Annotated in this window: 17 protein-coding genes; 7 read left to right on the top strand and 10 right to left on the bottom strand. The window is 25.5% G+C overall.

Translation table 11 applies throughout. From position 1 onward, the window contains the following. Positions 1 to 42: 42 nt before the first annotated feature. Positions 43 to 1827: a methyl-accepting chemotaxis protein gene (locus AC07E4_RS05170; protein WP_478215874.1), complete on the bottom strand. Its 1785-nt coding sequence runs from the start codon at positions 1825 to 1827 to the stop codon at positions 43 to 45. A 316-nt stretch (positions 1828 to 2143) separates the two neighbouring features. Between AC07E4_RS05170 and AC07E4_RS05165 the strand changes: the two genes are divergently transcribed. Next, positions 2144 to 3574, top strand: a complete 1431-nt coding sequence (locus AC07E4_RS05165; protein WP_478215873.1) for a Sapep family Mn(2+)-dependent dipeptidase — start codon at positions 2144 to 2146, stop codon at positions 3572 to 3574. Positions 3575 to 3778: 204 nt separating this feature from the next. Here the strand turns inward: AC07E4_RS05165 and AC07E4_RS05160 are convergent, their stop codons facing one another. Continuing rightward, complete coding sequence (locus tag AC07E4_RS05160) at positions 3779 to 5065, bottom strand: L-cysteine desulfidase family protein (RefSeq protein WP_034439728.1); 1287 nt, start codon at positions 5063 to 5065, stop codon at positions 3779 to 3781. Between the two features lie 384 nt (positions 5066 to 5449). On the opposite strand from AC07E4_RS05160, the gene AC07E4_RS05155 reads away from it, so the two are divergent. Beyond that, a complete protein-coding gene (locus AC07E4_RS05155; protein WP_478215872.1) occupies positions 5450 to 6049 on the top strand; it encodes a hypothetical protein in 600 nt (199 codons plus the stop codon). Positions 6050 to 6252: 203 nt separating this feature from the next. Here AC07E4_RS05155 and AC07E4_RS05150 read toward each other — a convergent pair whose 3' ends face one another. From AC07E4_RS05150 to AC07E4_RS05135, 4 genes are all read right to left on the bottom strand, one after another. Continuing rightward, a complete protein-coding gene (locus AC07E4_RS05150; protein ID WP_478215871.1) occupies positions 6253 to 6810 on the bottom strand; it encodes a 5-formyltetrahydrofolate cyclo-ligase in 558 nt (185 codons plus the stop codon). A 259-nt stretch (positions 6811 to 7069) separates the two neighbouring features. Beyond that, the gene (locus AC07E4_RS05145) at positions 7070 to 8056 is read right to left on the bottom strand and encodes a C39 family peptidase (RefSeq protein WP_478215870.1); all 987 of its coding nucleotides are present in this window, start codon (positions 8054 to 8056) and stop codon (positions 7070 to 7072) included. A 541-nt stretch (positions 8057 to 8597) separates the two neighbouring features. Beyond that, on the bottom strand, positions 8598 to 9206 hold the full coding sequence (locus AC07E4_RS05140; RefSeq protein ID WP_478215869.1) for a DUF3793 family protein: 609 nt from the start codon (positions 9204 to 9206) through the stop codon (positions 8598 to 8600). A 21-nt stretch (positions 9207 to 9227) separates the two neighbouring features. Further along, entirely contained in the window at positions 9228 to 9656 is a 429-nt protein-coding gene (locus AC07E4_RS05135) for a flavodoxin (protein WP_478215868.1), read from the bottom strand. Between the two features lie 266 nt (positions 9657 to 9922). Here AC07E4_RS05135 and AC07E4_RS05130 point away from each other — a divergent pair, with 266 nt between their 5' ends. Together AC07E4_RS05130 and AC07E4_RS05125 are read left to right on the top strand one after the other, a co-directional pair. Continuing rightward, on the top strand, positions 9923 to 10795 hold the full coding sequence (locus tag AC07E4_RS05130; protein WP_040327673.1) for a hypothetical protein: 873 nt from the start codon (positions 9923 to 9925) through the stop codon (positions 10793 to 10795). A 63-nt stretch (positions 10796 to 10858) separates the two neighbouring features. Then, the gene (locus AC07E4_RS05125) at positions 10859 to 11305 is read left to right on the top strand and encodes a hypothetical protein (RefSeq protein ID WP_478215867.1); all 447 of its coding nucleotides are present in this window, start codon (positions 10859 to 10861) and stop codon (positions 11303 to 11305) included. 48 nt (positions 11306 to 11353) lie between these two features. Here the strand turns inward: AC07E4_RS05125 and AC07E4_RS05120 are convergent, their stop codons facing one another. Beyond that, the gene (locus AC07E4_RS05120; RefSeq protein ID WP_158644464.1) at positions 11354 to 11491 is read right to left on the bottom strand and encodes a hypothetical protein; all 138 of its coding nucleotides are present in this window, start codon (positions 11489 to 11491) and stop codon (positions 11354 to 11356) included. 192 nt (positions 11492 to 11683) lie between these two features. On the opposite strand from AC07E4_RS05120, the gene AC07E4_RS05115 reads away from it, so the two are divergent. Beyond that, positions 11684 to 13276, top strand: coding sequence for an RsiV family protein (locus AC07E4_RS05115; RefSeq protein WP_051540163.1), 1593 nt, complete (start codon positions 11684 to 11686; stop codon positions 13274 to 13276). Positions 13277 to 13331: 55 nt separating this feature from the next. Here the strand turns inward: AC07E4_RS05115 and AC07E4_RS05110 are convergent, their stop codons facing one another. Then, on the bottom strand, positions 13332 to 14156 hold the full coding sequence (locus AC07E4_RS05110) for an Mrp/NBP35 family ATP-binding protein (protein ID WP_040327671.1): 825 nt from the start codon (positions 14154 to 14156) through the stop codon (positions 13332 to 13334). A 382-nt stretch (positions 14157 to 14538) separates the two neighbouring features. On the opposite strand from AC07E4_RS05110, the gene AC07E4_RS05105 reads away from it, so the two are divergent. Next, complete coding sequence (locus tag AC07E4_RS05105; RefSeq protein ID WP_478215866.1) at positions 14539 to 15405, top strand: 50S ribosomal protein L11 methyltransferase; 867 nt, start codon at positions 14539 to 14541, stop codon at positions 15403 to 15405. Positions 15406 to 15525: 120 nt separating this feature from the next. Further along, positions 15526 to 16434, top strand: a complete 909-nt coding sequence (locus AC07E4_RS05100; protein WP_478215865.1) for a polysaccharide deacetylase family protein — start codon at positions 15526 to 15528, stop codon at positions 16432 to 16434. An 84-nt stretch (positions 16435 to 16518) separates the two neighbouring features. Here AC07E4_RS05100 and AC07E4_RS05095 read toward each other — a convergent pair whose 3' ends face one another. Both AC07E4_RS05095 and AC07E4_RS05090 read right to left on the bottom strand, forming a co-directional pair. Then, a complete protein-coding gene (locus AC07E4_RS05095) occupies positions 16519 to 16953 on the bottom strand; it encodes a hypothetical protein (RefSeq protein ID WP_478215864.1) in 435 nt (144 codons plus the stop codon). A gap of 68 nt (positions 16954 to 17021) precedes the next feature. Next, a complete protein-coding gene (locus tag AC07E4_RS05090; RefSeq protein ID WP_478215863.1) occupies positions 17022 to 17810 on the bottom strand; it encodes a response regulator in 789 nt (262 codons plus the stop codon). Between the last annotated feature and the right edge of the window lie 23 nt (positions 17811 to 17833).

Genomic DNA, 17833 nt, shown 5'->3' with positions numbered 1-17833 from the left:
ATACAAAAAAATTAACTACTATATACATAGTAGTTAATTTTTTTATATTTTAAATTTAGAAATATTTTCTTTTAAATTATTTGCACTTTGTTTAACATTTTGTGTTTCATCTTTTACTTGATTTGCTCTATCCTTTATTTGTGAAACTTTATCAGCAATGCTACTTGCCCCTATAGCACCTTCATTATTAGCTTTAGATATTTCATTAATTGATTCAGATACTGTTTTCATTGATACTGATAATTCTCTAGATATACTATTTAAATCTTCCACAAAGTTATGTATATAACTTGCATCACTATCATAAGTTTCTCCTACTGTTATTGTTTCTTTATAACTATCTACAACTTTTGTTTCAATGTATTCTAATGTTTGTGTTGATGTATCCTTTAGATTATTTACTGCTTCAAATATAACTAATATTGTATGCTGAATTTCATCTACAGTTTCTTTTGATTGCTCTGCTAATTTTCTTATTTCTTCTGCAACTACTGAAAATCCTTTACCCTCTTCACCAGCTCTTGCTGCTTCAATTGATGCATTTAATGCTAAAAGATTAGTTTGTGCTGAAATTTTTGAAATTGCATCAGCTAACGTTTTAATTTTTTCTACTTCTTTTATCTTTTCTAATGCTATATCCATTTGATTTTTGATTTTAATTCTAGTTTCATTTGCATCATTTTGTAAACTTATAGATGTTTCCTTTAATGAAATTGCTTTTTTACTTATTTCATTAGCTGAAACCACACCCTCTTGTGATTTATTTGATACATCTTGAACTTTAACTTCAATTTCTTCTGAAACACTGCTTATCTGTTCTGTAGATACTGCAGTTTCCTCCATTCCAGCAGACAATTCTTCAATAATTGAATATATCTCTTTAATTTCAGAATTTAGAAAAGACATATCTTCATTAACACTATTTACACTTTTCTGAACACTTTCAGATTCCAAAATAACTCCATTTATAAATTCTCTAACCTGAACTGACATCTCATTTAACGTTTTAGCTAATAATCCAATTTCATCTCTAGAGTTAACTTTAACTTCCTGCATTATAATTTGTCCATTTTCATCTTTCTTAAATGCATTTACAAGTTTTACTATTGGATTTGATATTTTATCACTTAAAACTAATGAAATTACACTAACTACACTTAATGCCACAATCATAAATATTACTGTAGCTGTAATGTTTCTTTTTAAGTTGTTATCTAACTCAGCCTTTTTAGTTATAACTTGTTCATCTATATTGTCCACATAATTTCCAGTACTTACAACCCAGTTCCATGGTTCAAATAGTTTTGAATATGCTCTTTTGGGACTCAATTTATTACTTTCTACGTCTTGTGGTTTAGCCCACATAAAATCTGTAAATCCTGAATCCGTATTATTTTTAGCCGCTTGTATAAGTTCTTTTATAATTTCTACACCATTAGGATCTTTTTCATTTATTCTATTCTTACCTTCATCTTTTGCTATCATTGGATGAGCTACAAGTATTCCATCAGTAGTGTCTATCCAAAAATACCCATCAACATCATATCTTAAAGATTTAACCATATTCTTAGCTTCTTCTTTAGCTTGATTTTCATTTAGTTTTCCAGCTTTATAAAAATCATAATATGTATTTAAAACCGTTATAGATGTTTCTACCTCATTTTTTATCATTTCATCATATTGATCAAATAAAACTTTTTCAAAATTTGATATCTCATTTTTATTCAGTCTAACAAGATTTTTAATATTATAACTTCCTGTAAGCATAATTAGCACTAAAGATGTTATTAGAAATGTAAATAAAATCTTGTGCCTTAGTTTTTTCATAGCACTCCTCCTATATATTTTTTTAACTCTATGGAATAAGTGTAAAATATATACATATATAAAGCAACAATTCTTATACTACATTTTATGTGAAATATATTAATTTATTAACAAATTATACTTTTTTAAAATATTATTAAATATGAATCAAAATAATTACAAATACTACGTAAACACATTCTTTGAATGAGTTATGTAATACTTCAAATATTATACTGAATTTTAATTATATTGTACAAAATTAAAAATAATGTTACAATTACACTTATAGATATACATTTTTATTATCTAAAAGTTTTTACTCAAGGAGGCACTTATGAATAATATTGTAATAGAAAACATAAAAAAATATTTAGAAGAAAACAAAGCTAACATCGTAGCAGATATAAAAGATTTAGTTAAGGTACCTAGCGTTTCAGAAGATTTACCTAAAGTAAAAGAATGTTTAAGATTATTAATTTCTAAAGCTGAAAAAATGGGTTTTAATGCTCATTCTGTATTAGATGATTCAATTGGAATAATTGAAATGGGCGAAGGAACTGAAACAATTGGAGTTTTAACTCACATTGATGTAGTTCCTGTAGATGATCCTGAAAAATGGAACACCGAACCATTTGATGTAGTTGAAAAAGATGGCGTTTTATTTGGACGTGGAGTTTTAGATGATAAGGGTTGTATAGTTTCTTCTCTTTATGCAATGCAAGCATTAAAAGAACTTAACTTACCTATAAATAAAAAAATTCAACTTATTGTTGGTACTCAAGAAGAAGTTGAATGGACTGATATGAATCAATATATAAAAGAATTTAAACTTCCTGACTATGGATTTACTCCAGATGGACAGTTTCCTATATGCAATAAAGAAAAAGGTTATGCTGATATAGCATTTAAATTTACATCTTCTAATAATCAAGATGGTGAATTTGAAGTAATTAATTTTTCAAGCGGTAATGCAACAAACTCTGTACCAGCTGTAGCAGTTGCTAAGTTAAAAGGAGATGTTGAAAAACTTCAAACTATTCTAGATGCATATTTAAAAGAAAATACTGATTCTAAAATCACAATAAATAAAAATGAAGACATACTAATAGTTACAGCTGAAGGTGTTTCTGGACACTCTGCATTCCCTCACCTTAGTGTAAACCCAATTGTTATGCTTGGTAAATTCTTAAACACATTAACATTTAAAGGAAATGCTAAAAGCAACGCAATTAAATTTGTAGCAGAAAATTGTTATGACTACTTCGGAAAAGGCTTAGGTGTGTATAGTGAAAGTGAATATTTCGAAGGTGAATACATGCACAGAAACGTAATTTCACCTACAGTAGTTAAAGATGACGCTTCTGATTGTACAGTTATATTAAATATGAGACCTGTATATGGTACAACTCTTGAAGGCTTAGAAGAAACTTTTGCAAAAGTTTCAGCTGAAAGTAAATCTAAATATGAGATATTAGATTTCTTAGCTCCTATATTTGTTAGTAAGGAAAAGCCTTTCCTTCAAATAATGGCAGATACTTATGATGAATTAAGTGATGGATTAAAAAATGATTTCACTTTAGGACATGGAACTTCATATGCAAAAGCAATGCCTAACACAGTTGCATGGGGTCCAGTTTTCTATGATGAAGATGAGTGTTGTCACGTAGCAAATGAATATATATCATTAGAAAAATTATTAAGAGCTACTCATATCTATTCTGTAGCACTAGCTAGAATGGTAGAATCTAAAGATTCTTTAATATAATTTTTTAGAGATTAATATTTTTTAATATTAATCTCTTTTTTTATTTAAAAATTTTTCTATTATATGTATATAAAAAAACTCTTTTGGTTATACTTCTTAATGTATTCTAATCACCCAAACCCTTAATTTTTTTATTCCCCTCAGAATAAGAATAAAAATCCGTAGAAATATTAATATATTTCTACGGATTTTCTAATATATAAATTATTTACAAATCATTATATCTAAAATTACATTATCGCAATTTGTCATACCATTATTAGCTATAGTTGCTAAGTTTCTTATTGAATCATCAGCTTCTTTGCTAACTATTCCATCTTTATCTGAAATTTCTATTCCATGAGCTGCTAATATTGCTGATTTTACTGAAGAACTAACAGCTGTTGATAATTTTAATGCACAACCTGGTTTTGCACCATCACAAATCATACCAGATACATCACCTATCATATTCTTAATTGTATAACATACATTTTCTAATTTTCCGCCCATCATGTATGTCATTGCTGAACTTGCTCCTATTGATGCTGCAACACCACATCCACAAAGTGCTGATAATCTTCCTAAAAAGCTCTTTATATAGTAAGTTGTTAAGTGACTTATTGCAAGTGCTCTTGCTAAAGTTTCATCACTACACTCTAATTTTTTACTAACAGCAACTACTGGTAATATTGCTGTTAATCCTTGGTTTCCACTTCCAGCACTACTCATAACTGGTAATGGACATCCAGACATTCTAGCATCTGATCCTGCAGCTGTAAATGCCATAGTAAATGACATTATATCATCACTTAATATACCTTTATCTATTTGCTCCATAAGAGTTTTTCCTATTTTTAGTCCATACTCTTTTTTTAATCCTTCTTCAGCAACTTTGCTATTCATTTCAGCTCCATCTAATAAGAATTTTATATCTTCAAATGGAACAGTTGTTGCATATTCATATATTTTTGCTACTGAAAGTTCTAATTTTTTCTTATTATTTTTAGAATCTTCAGTTGGAGCATCTAGTGTATCTTCATTAGCATATATAATTTCACCATTAACTTCTACTAATGTTATATTTGTGTGTTTGTATTTTATAACAACTCTAGCTTTTTCATCTCCGCTTATACAAATTGCTTCTATGTACAGCTTTTCTGTTCTATCAGCTTTTTGAACTGAAACTTTTTTGTCAGCAACCATTTTTTTAGCTTTTGCTACGTCCTCTTGATTGCAATCTCTTAAAACTTCTAATTTTAAGTCGGCATTTCCTGCAACTGCACCTAATGCTGCTGCTATATCTATTCCGTTTGCACCAGTTCCAGGAATTCCTACTGACATAGCATTTTTAATAATATTTGTACTTAAAAATAACTCTATCTTTTCAACTCCATTTTTTAAGTAACTCGCGCCCTTAGCAGTAGCCATTGCTATTGCTATGGGCTCAGTACAGCCTAGTGCTGGTACAACTTCTACTTTTAATAATTCTGTAATTTCATTATAATTCATTGTAAATTCCCCCTACATTTTGTAGATTTTTTTGTTTATAAATTTATATTAAATTTCAAAACATTCATAATTTGTACTAATTTATATTATGTAAACAACTTTTATTTTTAACATCGTTTACACAAATAATTAAAGCAAAAAAAATATATAAATACAAGTAATTTTCTTTTTTAAATTAGAACTTCTAAAGAGTTTTAGCGAAGATTATCGAAGTTTTTCTCAAAATTCCTTTCTTTTATGCATTTTTTAAATTATATTATATTTTTATTGTCTTTTTTTCGCAATTTTCAATATTTTTGTTCTTTTTACTATTTGTTAACAGTTTAATCCTTGTTTTTCCAATATAATCTAATTATAAATACATTTTATTTAAGGGGGCAGCCTATGGAATTTTTTATTATATTTTTATGTAGTCTTTTAAATATGATTTTTGGAACAGCTTTAAATTTAGTTAATAAATGGTTTTTACTAAATACATCTTTTTTATCTAATATTATATCTTTAATACTTATGATTGTAATGCTTATATCTTTTAAGAATTTAAAATGTAAAAATGAAAATTTCAAAAAATCTTTTGATTTACTATTTCTAGTTATATTAATAGGTATTTTAAATTTATTTTTCCCAACTTCTCATGGTAATATGCAAACTATGACTCCTTTTAAATTTTTTTCTTTAATTCTTTCACTTATTACATTACTTGCTGATATATATTTTTTTATAAATACTTCTCTTGGTATAAGTGATTTATGTATAAAAAATCTTTTATATTCATTAAAATCAACTGCTGAAAAACAAGCAGAAATTTATAAAAAAACATTAGTTACCTTTGTATTTTTTTTACTAATATCTCCAGTTATATCTCTTGTATCAACATTATTGCTTTCAATTTTAACAATTCTTTTTGCTACTTTTGTTTTATACATTCAGATAAATTTTTTAATTTTACTATGGAATAGTCATAAATTGCTTGATAATAATTAAATTTTGATATTGAAATACAATTAACATATAGTATTTCAATATCAAAATTTAAATAACATCTTTGTTGAATGATACTCTTAGGGTTAAAGTTTATTGCTATTTTTATATTGGGAACCAAGTAAGAAGTAAGAGTGAAAAGTGATGGTAGCTATTACTTACTTTGTTCCTAATATGTAAAAATAGAAGAATATAAAAACTAGTTTTTATATTCTTCGTTTATCACTAATTATTTTATTTGGCTTTATATCATGATTTTCTATTGGAACTTCATCTACTATCTGAAAATCATAGCATAATGCAATTTTAAATATATCTTTTTCTAAGTTACCTAAGAATTTATCATAAAACCCACCGCCATATCCTATTCTTCCATAATTTACATCGAAAACTGCACCAGGCATTATAACTAAATCTATATTACATGTAGATATTTCCTCTAAATCATCATCACATTCTAAGATTCCTTTATATCCCTCTTTTAAATCTTCAAATGATGTTATTCTTAAAGCTTTCATACCATCTTTTTTGTTTATAACCTTAGGTATACACACTACCTTATCATTTTCAAAACAATACCTTATAATTCTATGTGTATCTACTTCACTTTTGTAACTTACAAATAAAAATACAACCTTTGCATCAATAAATGATTTTTCTTTTATTAGTTTTGAAAATATAATATCATCCATTATTTCTTTTTCGTCACTTTTTAAATCATCTCTTAATACTAAAATCTTCTTTCTTAATTCCTTTTTTTCCACTATATCTCCCCCCATATTCATAAAATAATCCCCAATATTATTATACCATACACTATATATGAACTTTTTAAACTCAAACAACCTCCTTATAAAATAATAGTTTTGAATTTAAATATATCATATTTTCACAATACTCTTTAACAAACCTAAGTTATTAATTTTGTGTTAGTTGTAATACTCTACTCTTTTTGAAGCACTACATACAAAAAGCTATGATTATAAAGTTAAAATCATAGCTTTTTATGTCTTTATTTATATTTTATTTTTCGTATGTTATTGCTTTTTGACCTGTACTTTTCCATATATTTTTGAATACTTCTTTTTTAACCTTTTGATTAGGCTTGTCTTTTAAAGGATCGTTATAATAAATATACTCAGAATCATATCCTGTTAAAAGTACTGCATGTTGATTAAAATATGCCTTAATTATTTTGTCACCACTTTTCCAAGTCTTATTAACTTCTGGAGTAGTAAATTCACTAGTAACCCAAGCTAATACTGGCTTCTTTTCATTTAATGCCTTTTCTATATACGAGTAATCTAAATTTGTTAAATTAACACCTTTAACATATTTATTTACTAATTCTAAAAGTGGTTTAGGATTTATAGAATATCCTGCTGTAATACCTGTTATATCTCCTACAAATCCAACATCTGGGTCTCCCCATGTAGCTATAGTTCCATTACCATTATACTTTATTTCCGTAGTATCTTTTTTTACTTGTCTTGCTAATGCAACTTTATCTATGTTTATTCCTGCATGACTTAACATCATAGCTAGTGAAGTTACTTCACATCCATTCTTAAGCTCTGGCATCTGTTTAACTAATTTTACATCTATTAATACTTCTTTATCTTTTTCACTATCCTCTTTCTTCTTTTTTGCTTTCTCTTCTTCCTTTTGTTTTTCTAAAAGTTCTTCTTTTTCTTTTTCCTTTTCTGCTTCTTGTTTTTTAGCTAAATCTTCTACCTTCTTTTTTGCTTCTTGTTCTTTAGCTATTTTTTCTTCTTCTTTCTTTTTTGCTGCTTCTTCTTTAGCTCTTTCTTTTTCTAACTGTTCTTTTTCAACTTCTGTTAAATAATTTTCTCCAAGTCCAGACTGAATTTTTAAATTTTTTATATGTTGTTCATAAGCACTAGCTTTTGTCGTACTATTTATATAACTATAACAACCAATAAATAAAAGTATCATAGCTAAAGCACAAGTTATTATAGGTAGTCCGCTTTTTCTCTTTTTTTTTCTCAAGTTATTCTCTCCAATCTATAACGCTCATATTTATTTAGCTATATCTTTTTAGAATATATATTACTTCCTAATATAATTTACGAAACATAATCAATTAAGTTAATATAAACTTAATATATTTATAAATAATATTTAAATATTTAAGTTTATAACCATACTAATTATCTATTAATAAACATTCTATCATTTATTAGTTATATATTCTATTTTAATAATTTAAATTTATTTAAAACAAAAAGTGTTGGTATAAAAACCAACACTTTTTGCTTCAATTTAATGAACTTTTGTTATACTGCGTTTTAAAAAAATATTATATTGTAAGGAACCAAGTTATAACTTGGATTTTAATGTTTTCAACAGTTGAAAACATATATATATTATGAAAGGATTTGGATGTTAAATTTGTCATTTATTTTAAAGCAAACAAACTGCACATTAAGCAATTAGTTTACTGCTTTAACAAAGTTATAATTTTATAAATTTAATTACTTTTCATACTTTGAAAAGTATAAAACATTTAATAAAATTTTAAATACATTCTCTAAACTATTTTTAAAATTTCCACACTAGGTGAAACTTTACAAACTTTATTTATTATTTCTAATTTAGCATCATCAAAATCTTTAAATTTCTTTAATGCACCATTTTCATCATTATAAACTTTCCAATAACCACATATTAAACATTCTATATTCGGATATTCTATAAACATCTTTACATCTTCTAAAGGAAATCCTAAGAATAATCCAAGTTCATGTGGACAAATATTGTTTTGATATCTTTCTTTTAATAATTTTAACTTTTTATCAATACTCATATTGGATGCATATCCAAATTTACTTAAATAACATTCTGTAACTTCATTTTCTAAGCTACTTTTTAATATATCTTCTTTGTAAAATAATACAATAATCGCTCTATCTGTTTCCTTCAGTTCAAAAGCCTTTACTTTTAACCTATTTAATACTTCTATTTTATACTTTTTCCAGTTTTCAAGCATATTTCTATCTTTATTACAAAGAGTTACAGTGGTGGCAGCCTTAAGCCCTTTTATTGTAGGCGCTATATTAAACGCTATTACATTAACTAAGTAATCTAAATCATTAAAATACCTTATCTTCTCTCTAAATGCTTTAACTGCCAACTTCACTGTTATGCTCCTCTCTTATCTTTAAATTTTTGCTAATTCTTTTCCTAAAGTAATACACTCTTCTTCGCCATCTTTATCTGGCTCATTATTTATTGTAAGTCCATTTTCTATAACATCAGCACCATAAGACTCCATTCTATCTACCCAATCTCTCATCCATTGTCCATCTCCCCATCCATATGAACCAAAAAGTGCTACTTTTTTGCCATTAACTTTTTGTGCTATTGATTCTACAAATGGTTCCATTTCTGATTCTTCTAGAACCTCATTTCCCATTGATGGACAACCTAATGCAATAACTTCAAATTTATCAATTTCATTAGCATTTACATTGCTAACACTTTCAACTATCGGATTAGCTCCACCACTTGATATTCCTTGCCCTATAAAATTAGCCATTTTTTCTGTATTTCCTGTGCCACTCCAATAAACCACTAGTATATTTTTCATTTTCCCCATCCTCTTTCTAATTGATATTGATTATCACTTTCATCTTTAATACTAGTATATTATCTGTTTTTAATATTGTCAATAGTTTTTTTGAAAATCATTCTCATTTATTTTCTTTATTTATGTACTATCATATTTCCCTTATTAAATTCATATATTTTATTGATATTCAAATGTATTATTTTAATTTTTAATCTTTAATACATTTCATGTTTAGGTTATTACAATTTAATAAAACCTATTCATATTATGAAAGGAGTTTTTCCATGAGATATAATTTTAAAAATATTTTTATGTCTCTAGTATATAAAAATACTAATGAACAATTATTTAATTCATTAAAGGAATATAATGATAAACTTTCAGCAATAAAAGAAGATTTATCAGCAAATCTTAACCGACTAAAATGTCTATGTTTAAATGCTAAAAATTTATCTGCTCTTTTAGAGCATAATGCTTCTAAATTAAATATAAATGATTTAATAGATCCATACATCTTAGATGACATACATTTAATAAATATAAATTATCCAAGTGACGACAAAATAATTGAACAATTATTTATAAGTAATACACTAGTTCAGTCAATAGAAAAAAACTGCATAATGTTTAATAAGTATGTTAATATAATTCAAGATATTAAGCTATTTTTATGTGATTCAAATATAAATAGTGCTGATGTATCCAATCCTTATTTTAAATTTTTTAAAGATAACAAAGGATTTCCTATTGTGTTTTTATGTGATATAAACACTGACTTAATATATACAAATGATTTTTCTTTTAATATTTATGGGCTATTTGGAAACTATACTTCTTTAAACCATTTAAATGATTATATTGAACTTATTTTAGAATATAATCACAATGTTCCTAATTGCTTAGCATTAAAAAAATTTTTATTCTGCAATAATTCTAATTATGGTGATTTATGTATTAAGTTTTTATCTGAAATTTTAATTCCTGAATTAAACAATTTAATACATGAATTAAAAATTGAAAATAAATCTAAAATAAATAAATTAATTACTGTATATACTAATAGTTGTATTGACGATGATTTTAATTCATCCAAGGATTTTTATAAAAGAAATGGATTTACATTTGATAATAATAATTTTTATTTAAAGTTTTCTTAGTAATTGAATACTTAAATTTATTATTACAAGTTAAATCGTAATTATAGGAGGAAATATATTATTATGGATTTTATTTCTTGCAATGCTACTGAAAATTACATGTTAGACTTACACTTATCTGAGCTTAAAAATAATTTGAATAATTTATTGAAAAACTTAAATAACAATAATTTTAATTTTCTATTTAATAGTAAAGATAATATTACATCTACATTAAAAGAAGTTATTAACACACTCTCTATAAAAAATGATTGTGTTAATAATGATGATATAAAGAAGTTAGAATTTCAAAGTAAATCTCTTAATATAATTACTCCTGTATATTACAAGACTTCGATTAACTCAAACTTTACTTATATTGATGTTTGTATTAATACTTTATTGAGACTTAAAAATAATTATAATACTCCCTCTTCATACTATTCAATTTATTTAAATGAACTTTATATCTATCTAAGCTTTTTGAAAAATTATACTTCTTGGCTTAGATCAGATTTGTTAGTTTTATAAAATTAAAGCTACTAACAAAATTTGTTAGTAGCTTTAATTTACTATATCTTATTTCATATTCTTTTTTATATTTCTTTTTATATTTTTCATCATTACAGACATGTCTTTTCCCATTTCAGCTGCAAATTTTTTCATTTCTCTTTTTGCTTTAGTTGTTATTTTTTTTGTACTACTATTTCTTTTCATAGTTATCTCCTCCTCTGTAAATATGATGTATTTAAATTTCTTAATACAAATAGTATGTACACTTTTTCAAATAGAAAACTAGTAATGTTTTGGCAATTTTCTTATTACTTCATAACTGTATTGTTAAATTATGTAACTTTTGTCAACATTTAAACATATTATATTATTGTATAAATATTATAGAGGTGTATTATGTATATTCGCTATCCTTATGAAAATAATTTTATAGATATTGATTCTGTCATGAAATTCACTGATTCTGAAGATACATTTTCTTATGATACTAAATCAATAGATGATTTATTTGAACCTTTAAAAGTAACTGCTGATGCAACGGCAATGCAACCACCTAATTCAGCACCACCAAGTTTTGTACCTAACCCCAAAAGTTCAAAATCTGCTCCAGGTGCTAACGTAAAATCTGTTTCACCTAATTCAATAAGACCATGTACTTTCCAAAATATATATTTATGGCTTACTAATGGTAATCAGTTTTGGGCTTGGCTTACAGGTGTAGATAATAGAACTGCATATGGATTTAAGTGGGTAGGTAATAGATGGGTTTATTTCGGTGTTGATTTAAATAAAATTGATGAATTTGAATGTTTTGGCTATGGACCAAATAACTCTAATTGGTGGTATCAAAAAAATCCTCGTCCTAGAGATTTTGAAAAATTTGAGTTTAAACATATAAATTCATCATATAAATCAGACGATTCAAATTATGATGATACTAAAAAAAATAATAATGTAATGTTTGTTCCTTTAGATGAAACTAAATCTAATACTGACACTTTAAAAAATAATGAAAAACCAACAACTAATGCACCACAGGCAACACCTGAAAAACCTAATTCTGATGTTTTAGTAAAACCTGAAATTTTATGTAAATGCACTCATCAACATCTATATTTATGGTTAGCTAATGGCGCTGAATTTTGGTCTTGGTTAACTAAAGTTAATAATGACCATGTTTGCGGTTATAGATGGAAAAATGATACTTGGGTATATTTTTCTATTTCAATTTATAAAATATCTTGCTTCAAGTCATTTACTAGAGCTAATATTCCTAATATGAAATTTTCAATTTCATCTTTAAACCCTTATGGAAGATATATTAAAGATGAAATTATAAATCCTAAAGATTTTACAATAATATATCCTTATTTTAGAAGCTTATTAAACAAAGAAATTGAAGTTACAGATAATCAACTAATTGTTGATAAATATTTAGAATTAATTAGAAAACAGTTATTTTCTATACGACCTGAGGAATATGTTACAGTTTACGGCTCATACACCTTATCTTTGCAAACTGAAAATATAGCTAGTTTTATATTTTATCTATATTCATATGGTGTAAATACTAGTGAATCCATTTCATATGAATCTTTAAATATAAATTATATGACTGGAGAAATTTATGAACTAAAAGATTTATTTAATCCAAAATATAATTATCTTCCTAGATTAAACGAATTAGCACTAGATTATCTAAAAAAACAAGATTCATCTGCTGTTGCTAATTTTAAAGGATTTAATAATAATCAAAAGTTTTTCCTAACAGATGATGGTCTTGTAATATATCTAAATGCGTCTGACTACGATCCAAGTTCATTAGAAATTTTACCTATAATAATTCCTTATAAAGACTTAGAAGGAATGCTTTATCCTGGAAGTCCTATAAATCAAGTAACGTCTAAAAATAATACTAAAACTAATCCTGATAAGCCAATAGTAGAAGATAATAAACTTCAATTCACAAATACTGATATGTTTTTTTAATATAAAAAATAAGAGGAATTAAAAATTCCTCTTATTTTTTATATTTACAATATTATTAAAAATTCTCTACTTTTGAAACAATATTTTCAATTTCTTCTTCTACTTTTTCTGAATAAAGATTAACTTTTTCCTTTGAAAGTTTTGCTATATCCATACTCATAGGCATTTCACCTAATAGTGTTGTATCCATTCTTTTTATGTATTCATCAAAATCTTCATTTTCAAAAATTCTAATTTTAGTTTTACAATCTGGACATATTAAATAACTCATATTTTGAATAACACCAATAACATTCATGTTCATTTTTCTTACCATGTTTATTGATTTAGCAACTATCATTGACACCATATCTTGAGGTGTTGTAACTATAACAACTCCACTTATAGGAATAGATTGCATAACAGTTAATGGAACATCACCTGTTCCTGGTGGCATATCTATAATTAAATAATCTAATTCTCCCCATAAAACATCTGTCCAAAACTGTTTAACTGTTGCAGATATTGCAGGTCCTCTTAATATTACTGGAGCCTCTTCATCTTTAACTAAAAAGTTTATTGACATAACTGAAATATCTTCTTCAGACTTTATAGGTATGATTCCTTCTTCAGTTCCAAAAACTTCATTTTCTTTTATATTTAACAATCTAGGAATACTCGGACCTGTTATATCAGCATCTAAAATTCCAACTTTATAACCTTTTTTATTTAGTCTCTTAGCTATCATAGTTGACATAGTAGATTTTCCTACTCCACCTTTTCCACTCATGACAGCTATAACATTTTTTATTTTGTTATTTGGATTATTTTGTATTGAACAACTTGATTCACTACTATTACACTTTCCTTTACTTGGACATGTGCTACAATTTGAACCCATAATAAATCCCTCCCATATAAACATTTTTAATTTGTATAAAGTTTATTTTAACAATAAACTTTATTTTTTAACGCAGCTTTTAAACTATTCATTGCTAAAACATTAATCAGATTATGAAATTAAAATCTAAACAACTTTAAGTTTAATTTTCTTCTATATTCTATATAATATATCAGTTTTTCTTACCTTTCAAATTTGCAAATGCTATAAACTATTAAATTTTAAGTGATATTGGCAGATTTTATTATATTTTATTGAAATTTTAGAAAAGTTCTATTTTTTATCATATAATTGAAAAACTAAACTTCAATGCTATATAATATGTTATTAATTCAAATTTATAGTCAATACTAATGATAAAGACATTATTTAGGAGGTACTTATGTTTAAAATTACTTTTAAAGTTCCATTATGTAAAACAGATGAAATAACAGAAAAACTCTATTTAATAGACATATACAACATATATTATGAAAGCCCTGTAACAATAACTACTACCGATTATGGTTATGGTTATTATGAAAATGAGGATGAAATAGTTGATTTTAATATTGTAATTGAAAGTGATGACATAAATTTTGTTAATTCACAAAAAGACTTAATATCAAAAACATTATGCATCAAAGATTTAAATGTTGAAGAAATTAAAAACATTGAACTTAATGAAACTATGGAACCTATCGATTTAAATAATGGTTGGGTTATATGTTCACCTGAATATGATGCTAATAATAAAAAAACTATTAAATTCATACCTCAAGGGGCATTTGGTACTGGTCTTCATGAAACTACTCAAGATTGTTTAAGATACATACTTGAAAAAGATTTTAAAAATAAAACTGTACTTGATATAGGCACGGGGTCTGGAATATTATCTATTGCTGCTGCTATAAAAAATGCTACTTCAGTAGCTAGTTTGGATATTCGTGATGTAAATGAGGAAATTAATCTTAATGCATCATTAAATGATATTGATACCATTGATATCTATGTTGGCAATGCATTAGAAGATGATTTAGGAATAAATACGCAATTTGATTTTGTCTTTATCAATATTGGTGGTGAAGAAACTCAAATGTTCATGGAATTTATAAATAGTCACATTAAATCCAATGGTACACTTTTAGTATCTGGACTTGTTGAATGGACTTTTGACCTTGTTATAGATAAAATTAAAGAATATGGGTTTGAGCTAACATCTAAATCTCAAACTAATGAATGGTGTACAGCATTACTTAGAAAAATTTAATACTTTCTTATTAAAATTATAGTAAATCTTTGATATAATTATAAGACAAAGCAATATTGAAATTGATTCTTAATATTGCTTTTTTTATATAAAAAAATAAATTGAAAAGGTGTAATCATAATGAAAAATAAAAAGTTTTATATTATATTAGTTGTTTTAGCACTAATTCTATTTTCAACTATAGCATTTAAATCTAAATTGTTTAACAATCCAACATCAACTAAAGTCGATGTATCTTCAACAGTGGAAAATAAAAATGATACAAAAAATGATAATAAAGAAGAAGCTCCTCAAGTTAGTAGTATCTATTCTAAAATCAATATAGATGAAAAATATAAGGGTCATGAACTAAAAGATAATTCTATTGGTGTTCCTGTTGTATATTATCATTCAATTCAACTTAGTGGAACAAATGAGCTTATGTTAAATCCAGATACATTTAGAAGTCATCTAAAATGGCTTAAAGATAATAATTATGTATCATTAACTATGGATGAATTATATAATCATCTAAAATTTAATAAACCAGTTCCTAAAAATTCTATAGTATTAACTTTTGATGATGGTTATATAGATAATTTTAACAATGCACTTCCAATACTAAAGGAATATGGTTATGATGGAACTGTATTTATGATTTCTGATTATTTAGGAAATGAAAATTTCTTAACTAACGATCTATTAACTCAATGCGATGAAGGTAATTTATTTGTTGAAAGTCATAGTTCAACTCATCCTGAACTGGCAACACTTACAAATCAGCAACAAGAAAATGAACTTAAAAGTTCAAAGTCTAATTTAGAAGCCATAGTTAAAAGACCCGTAGAATACATAGCATACCCTTATGGTTCTTATAACACAGAAACTAAATTGCTTTCTGAAAAAGCTGGATATAAACTTGGTTTATCTACTGATAGTGGATTTGCTACTGGCAAGTCGCCACTTTATGCTGTACCAAGAGTATACATGAGTGATTTTTATAGTTTAGATGAATTCATAAATAGAGTTACAAATCCTAATTATGAATAAAAAAATAAATAGCTCAAAATACGCTTAAAAGTATTTTGAGCTATTTATTTTTTTACTGTATATTTATAATTTAAAATTTTCAAGTTATAATTTTTCTACTTTTTTATCACTCCATCTCTTCCTAGGTTTATTTTTTAAATCTTTATGTTCTCTTTTTATATTTTTTCTTATAATTAAAATCAGTCCCAAATCAATAAAACTGTAGATAGTTGCTTTTTTACACTCATTTTTATAAAATTCAACCTCCTGATATATCCAATCATTTTCTTCATCTTTTTCTTCATCAGATATACTTTGGCTTAAATTTATTGCTTCTTTCATAGCCTTTAAATCATCAACATTATCAGATGCCTTATACATTACCATTGAGCAAAATAATCCAGCCACAATAAATACTGCATACAATACATTTTTAAATCCATTTTCGCTTAAGTTATAATGTATAAAAAAGTCCTTAATGAATATTCTTGCTAAATATATAGCTAAAAATATAGAATATATTATCATAAACATCTCCATTACCTTCCCCCTTTTACCCATTATATCCAATAAATCTCATTTTTAAAATGCCATGATATTTAAAAAAATTATTTTTCCATTTCTTTTATAACCTTTTTCATTTTTTCATTTAATATGTAAATTCTAGCATTAGATTTTAGCTTTGATATAAACAATTCTTCGTCTATAGGCTTATTTATTATATCATCAGCACCACTATTTAATATGCTTGATAATGTTTTAGAATTATTTAAAGATGTGACTGCAATTATTATAGAATTTCTATTGCTTTTTCTTATTTCTTCTATTAAGTCTTTTCCAAATTCATTTTGAAGAACTATATCTACTAAATACATATCATATCTTTTTTTACTATTAAAAAGTTCATTACCTGAATTATAAAAATCCACATTATTTATATTATATTTTCCAAATAAACCTTTTTGAACTTCTTTTTCAAGCTGACTATCATCAACAACTGCTATTTGTATATGTCTAAGATTCAATAAATTTTCATCTTCTTTAAGTGCTATAGATATGTTTTTCATTATATCTTTCTCTAAATTTTCTTTTAAAATATAATCAGTTACACCTAAATCAAATAATTCTTTCTTTTTGTCATCTATATTATTCCCACTAACTACAAATATAGGTATTTCACTTTTATTACTTACATTTATTTTTTTTAAAAACTCTTCAATAGTTCCAACCTTACCTACTAAAGCACTTATAACTAAATCTATATCTTCATTTTCTAAAATTTCATATGCATCTTCAAAACTATCTGTACATATATATGAAAATCCTTTTTCCACTAACATTTGTTTTACTATTTTACAAAAAAAATCACTTTGTTCTATATGCAAAATCTTAAACATCTATACACGCTCCCTAGTTTTTT

This window comes from Clostridium amazonense, assembly GCF_056431285.1.
The sequence above is the reverse complement of the archived record's forward strand: the minus strand, read 5'-3'. Positions and strand labels throughout refer to the sequence as shown.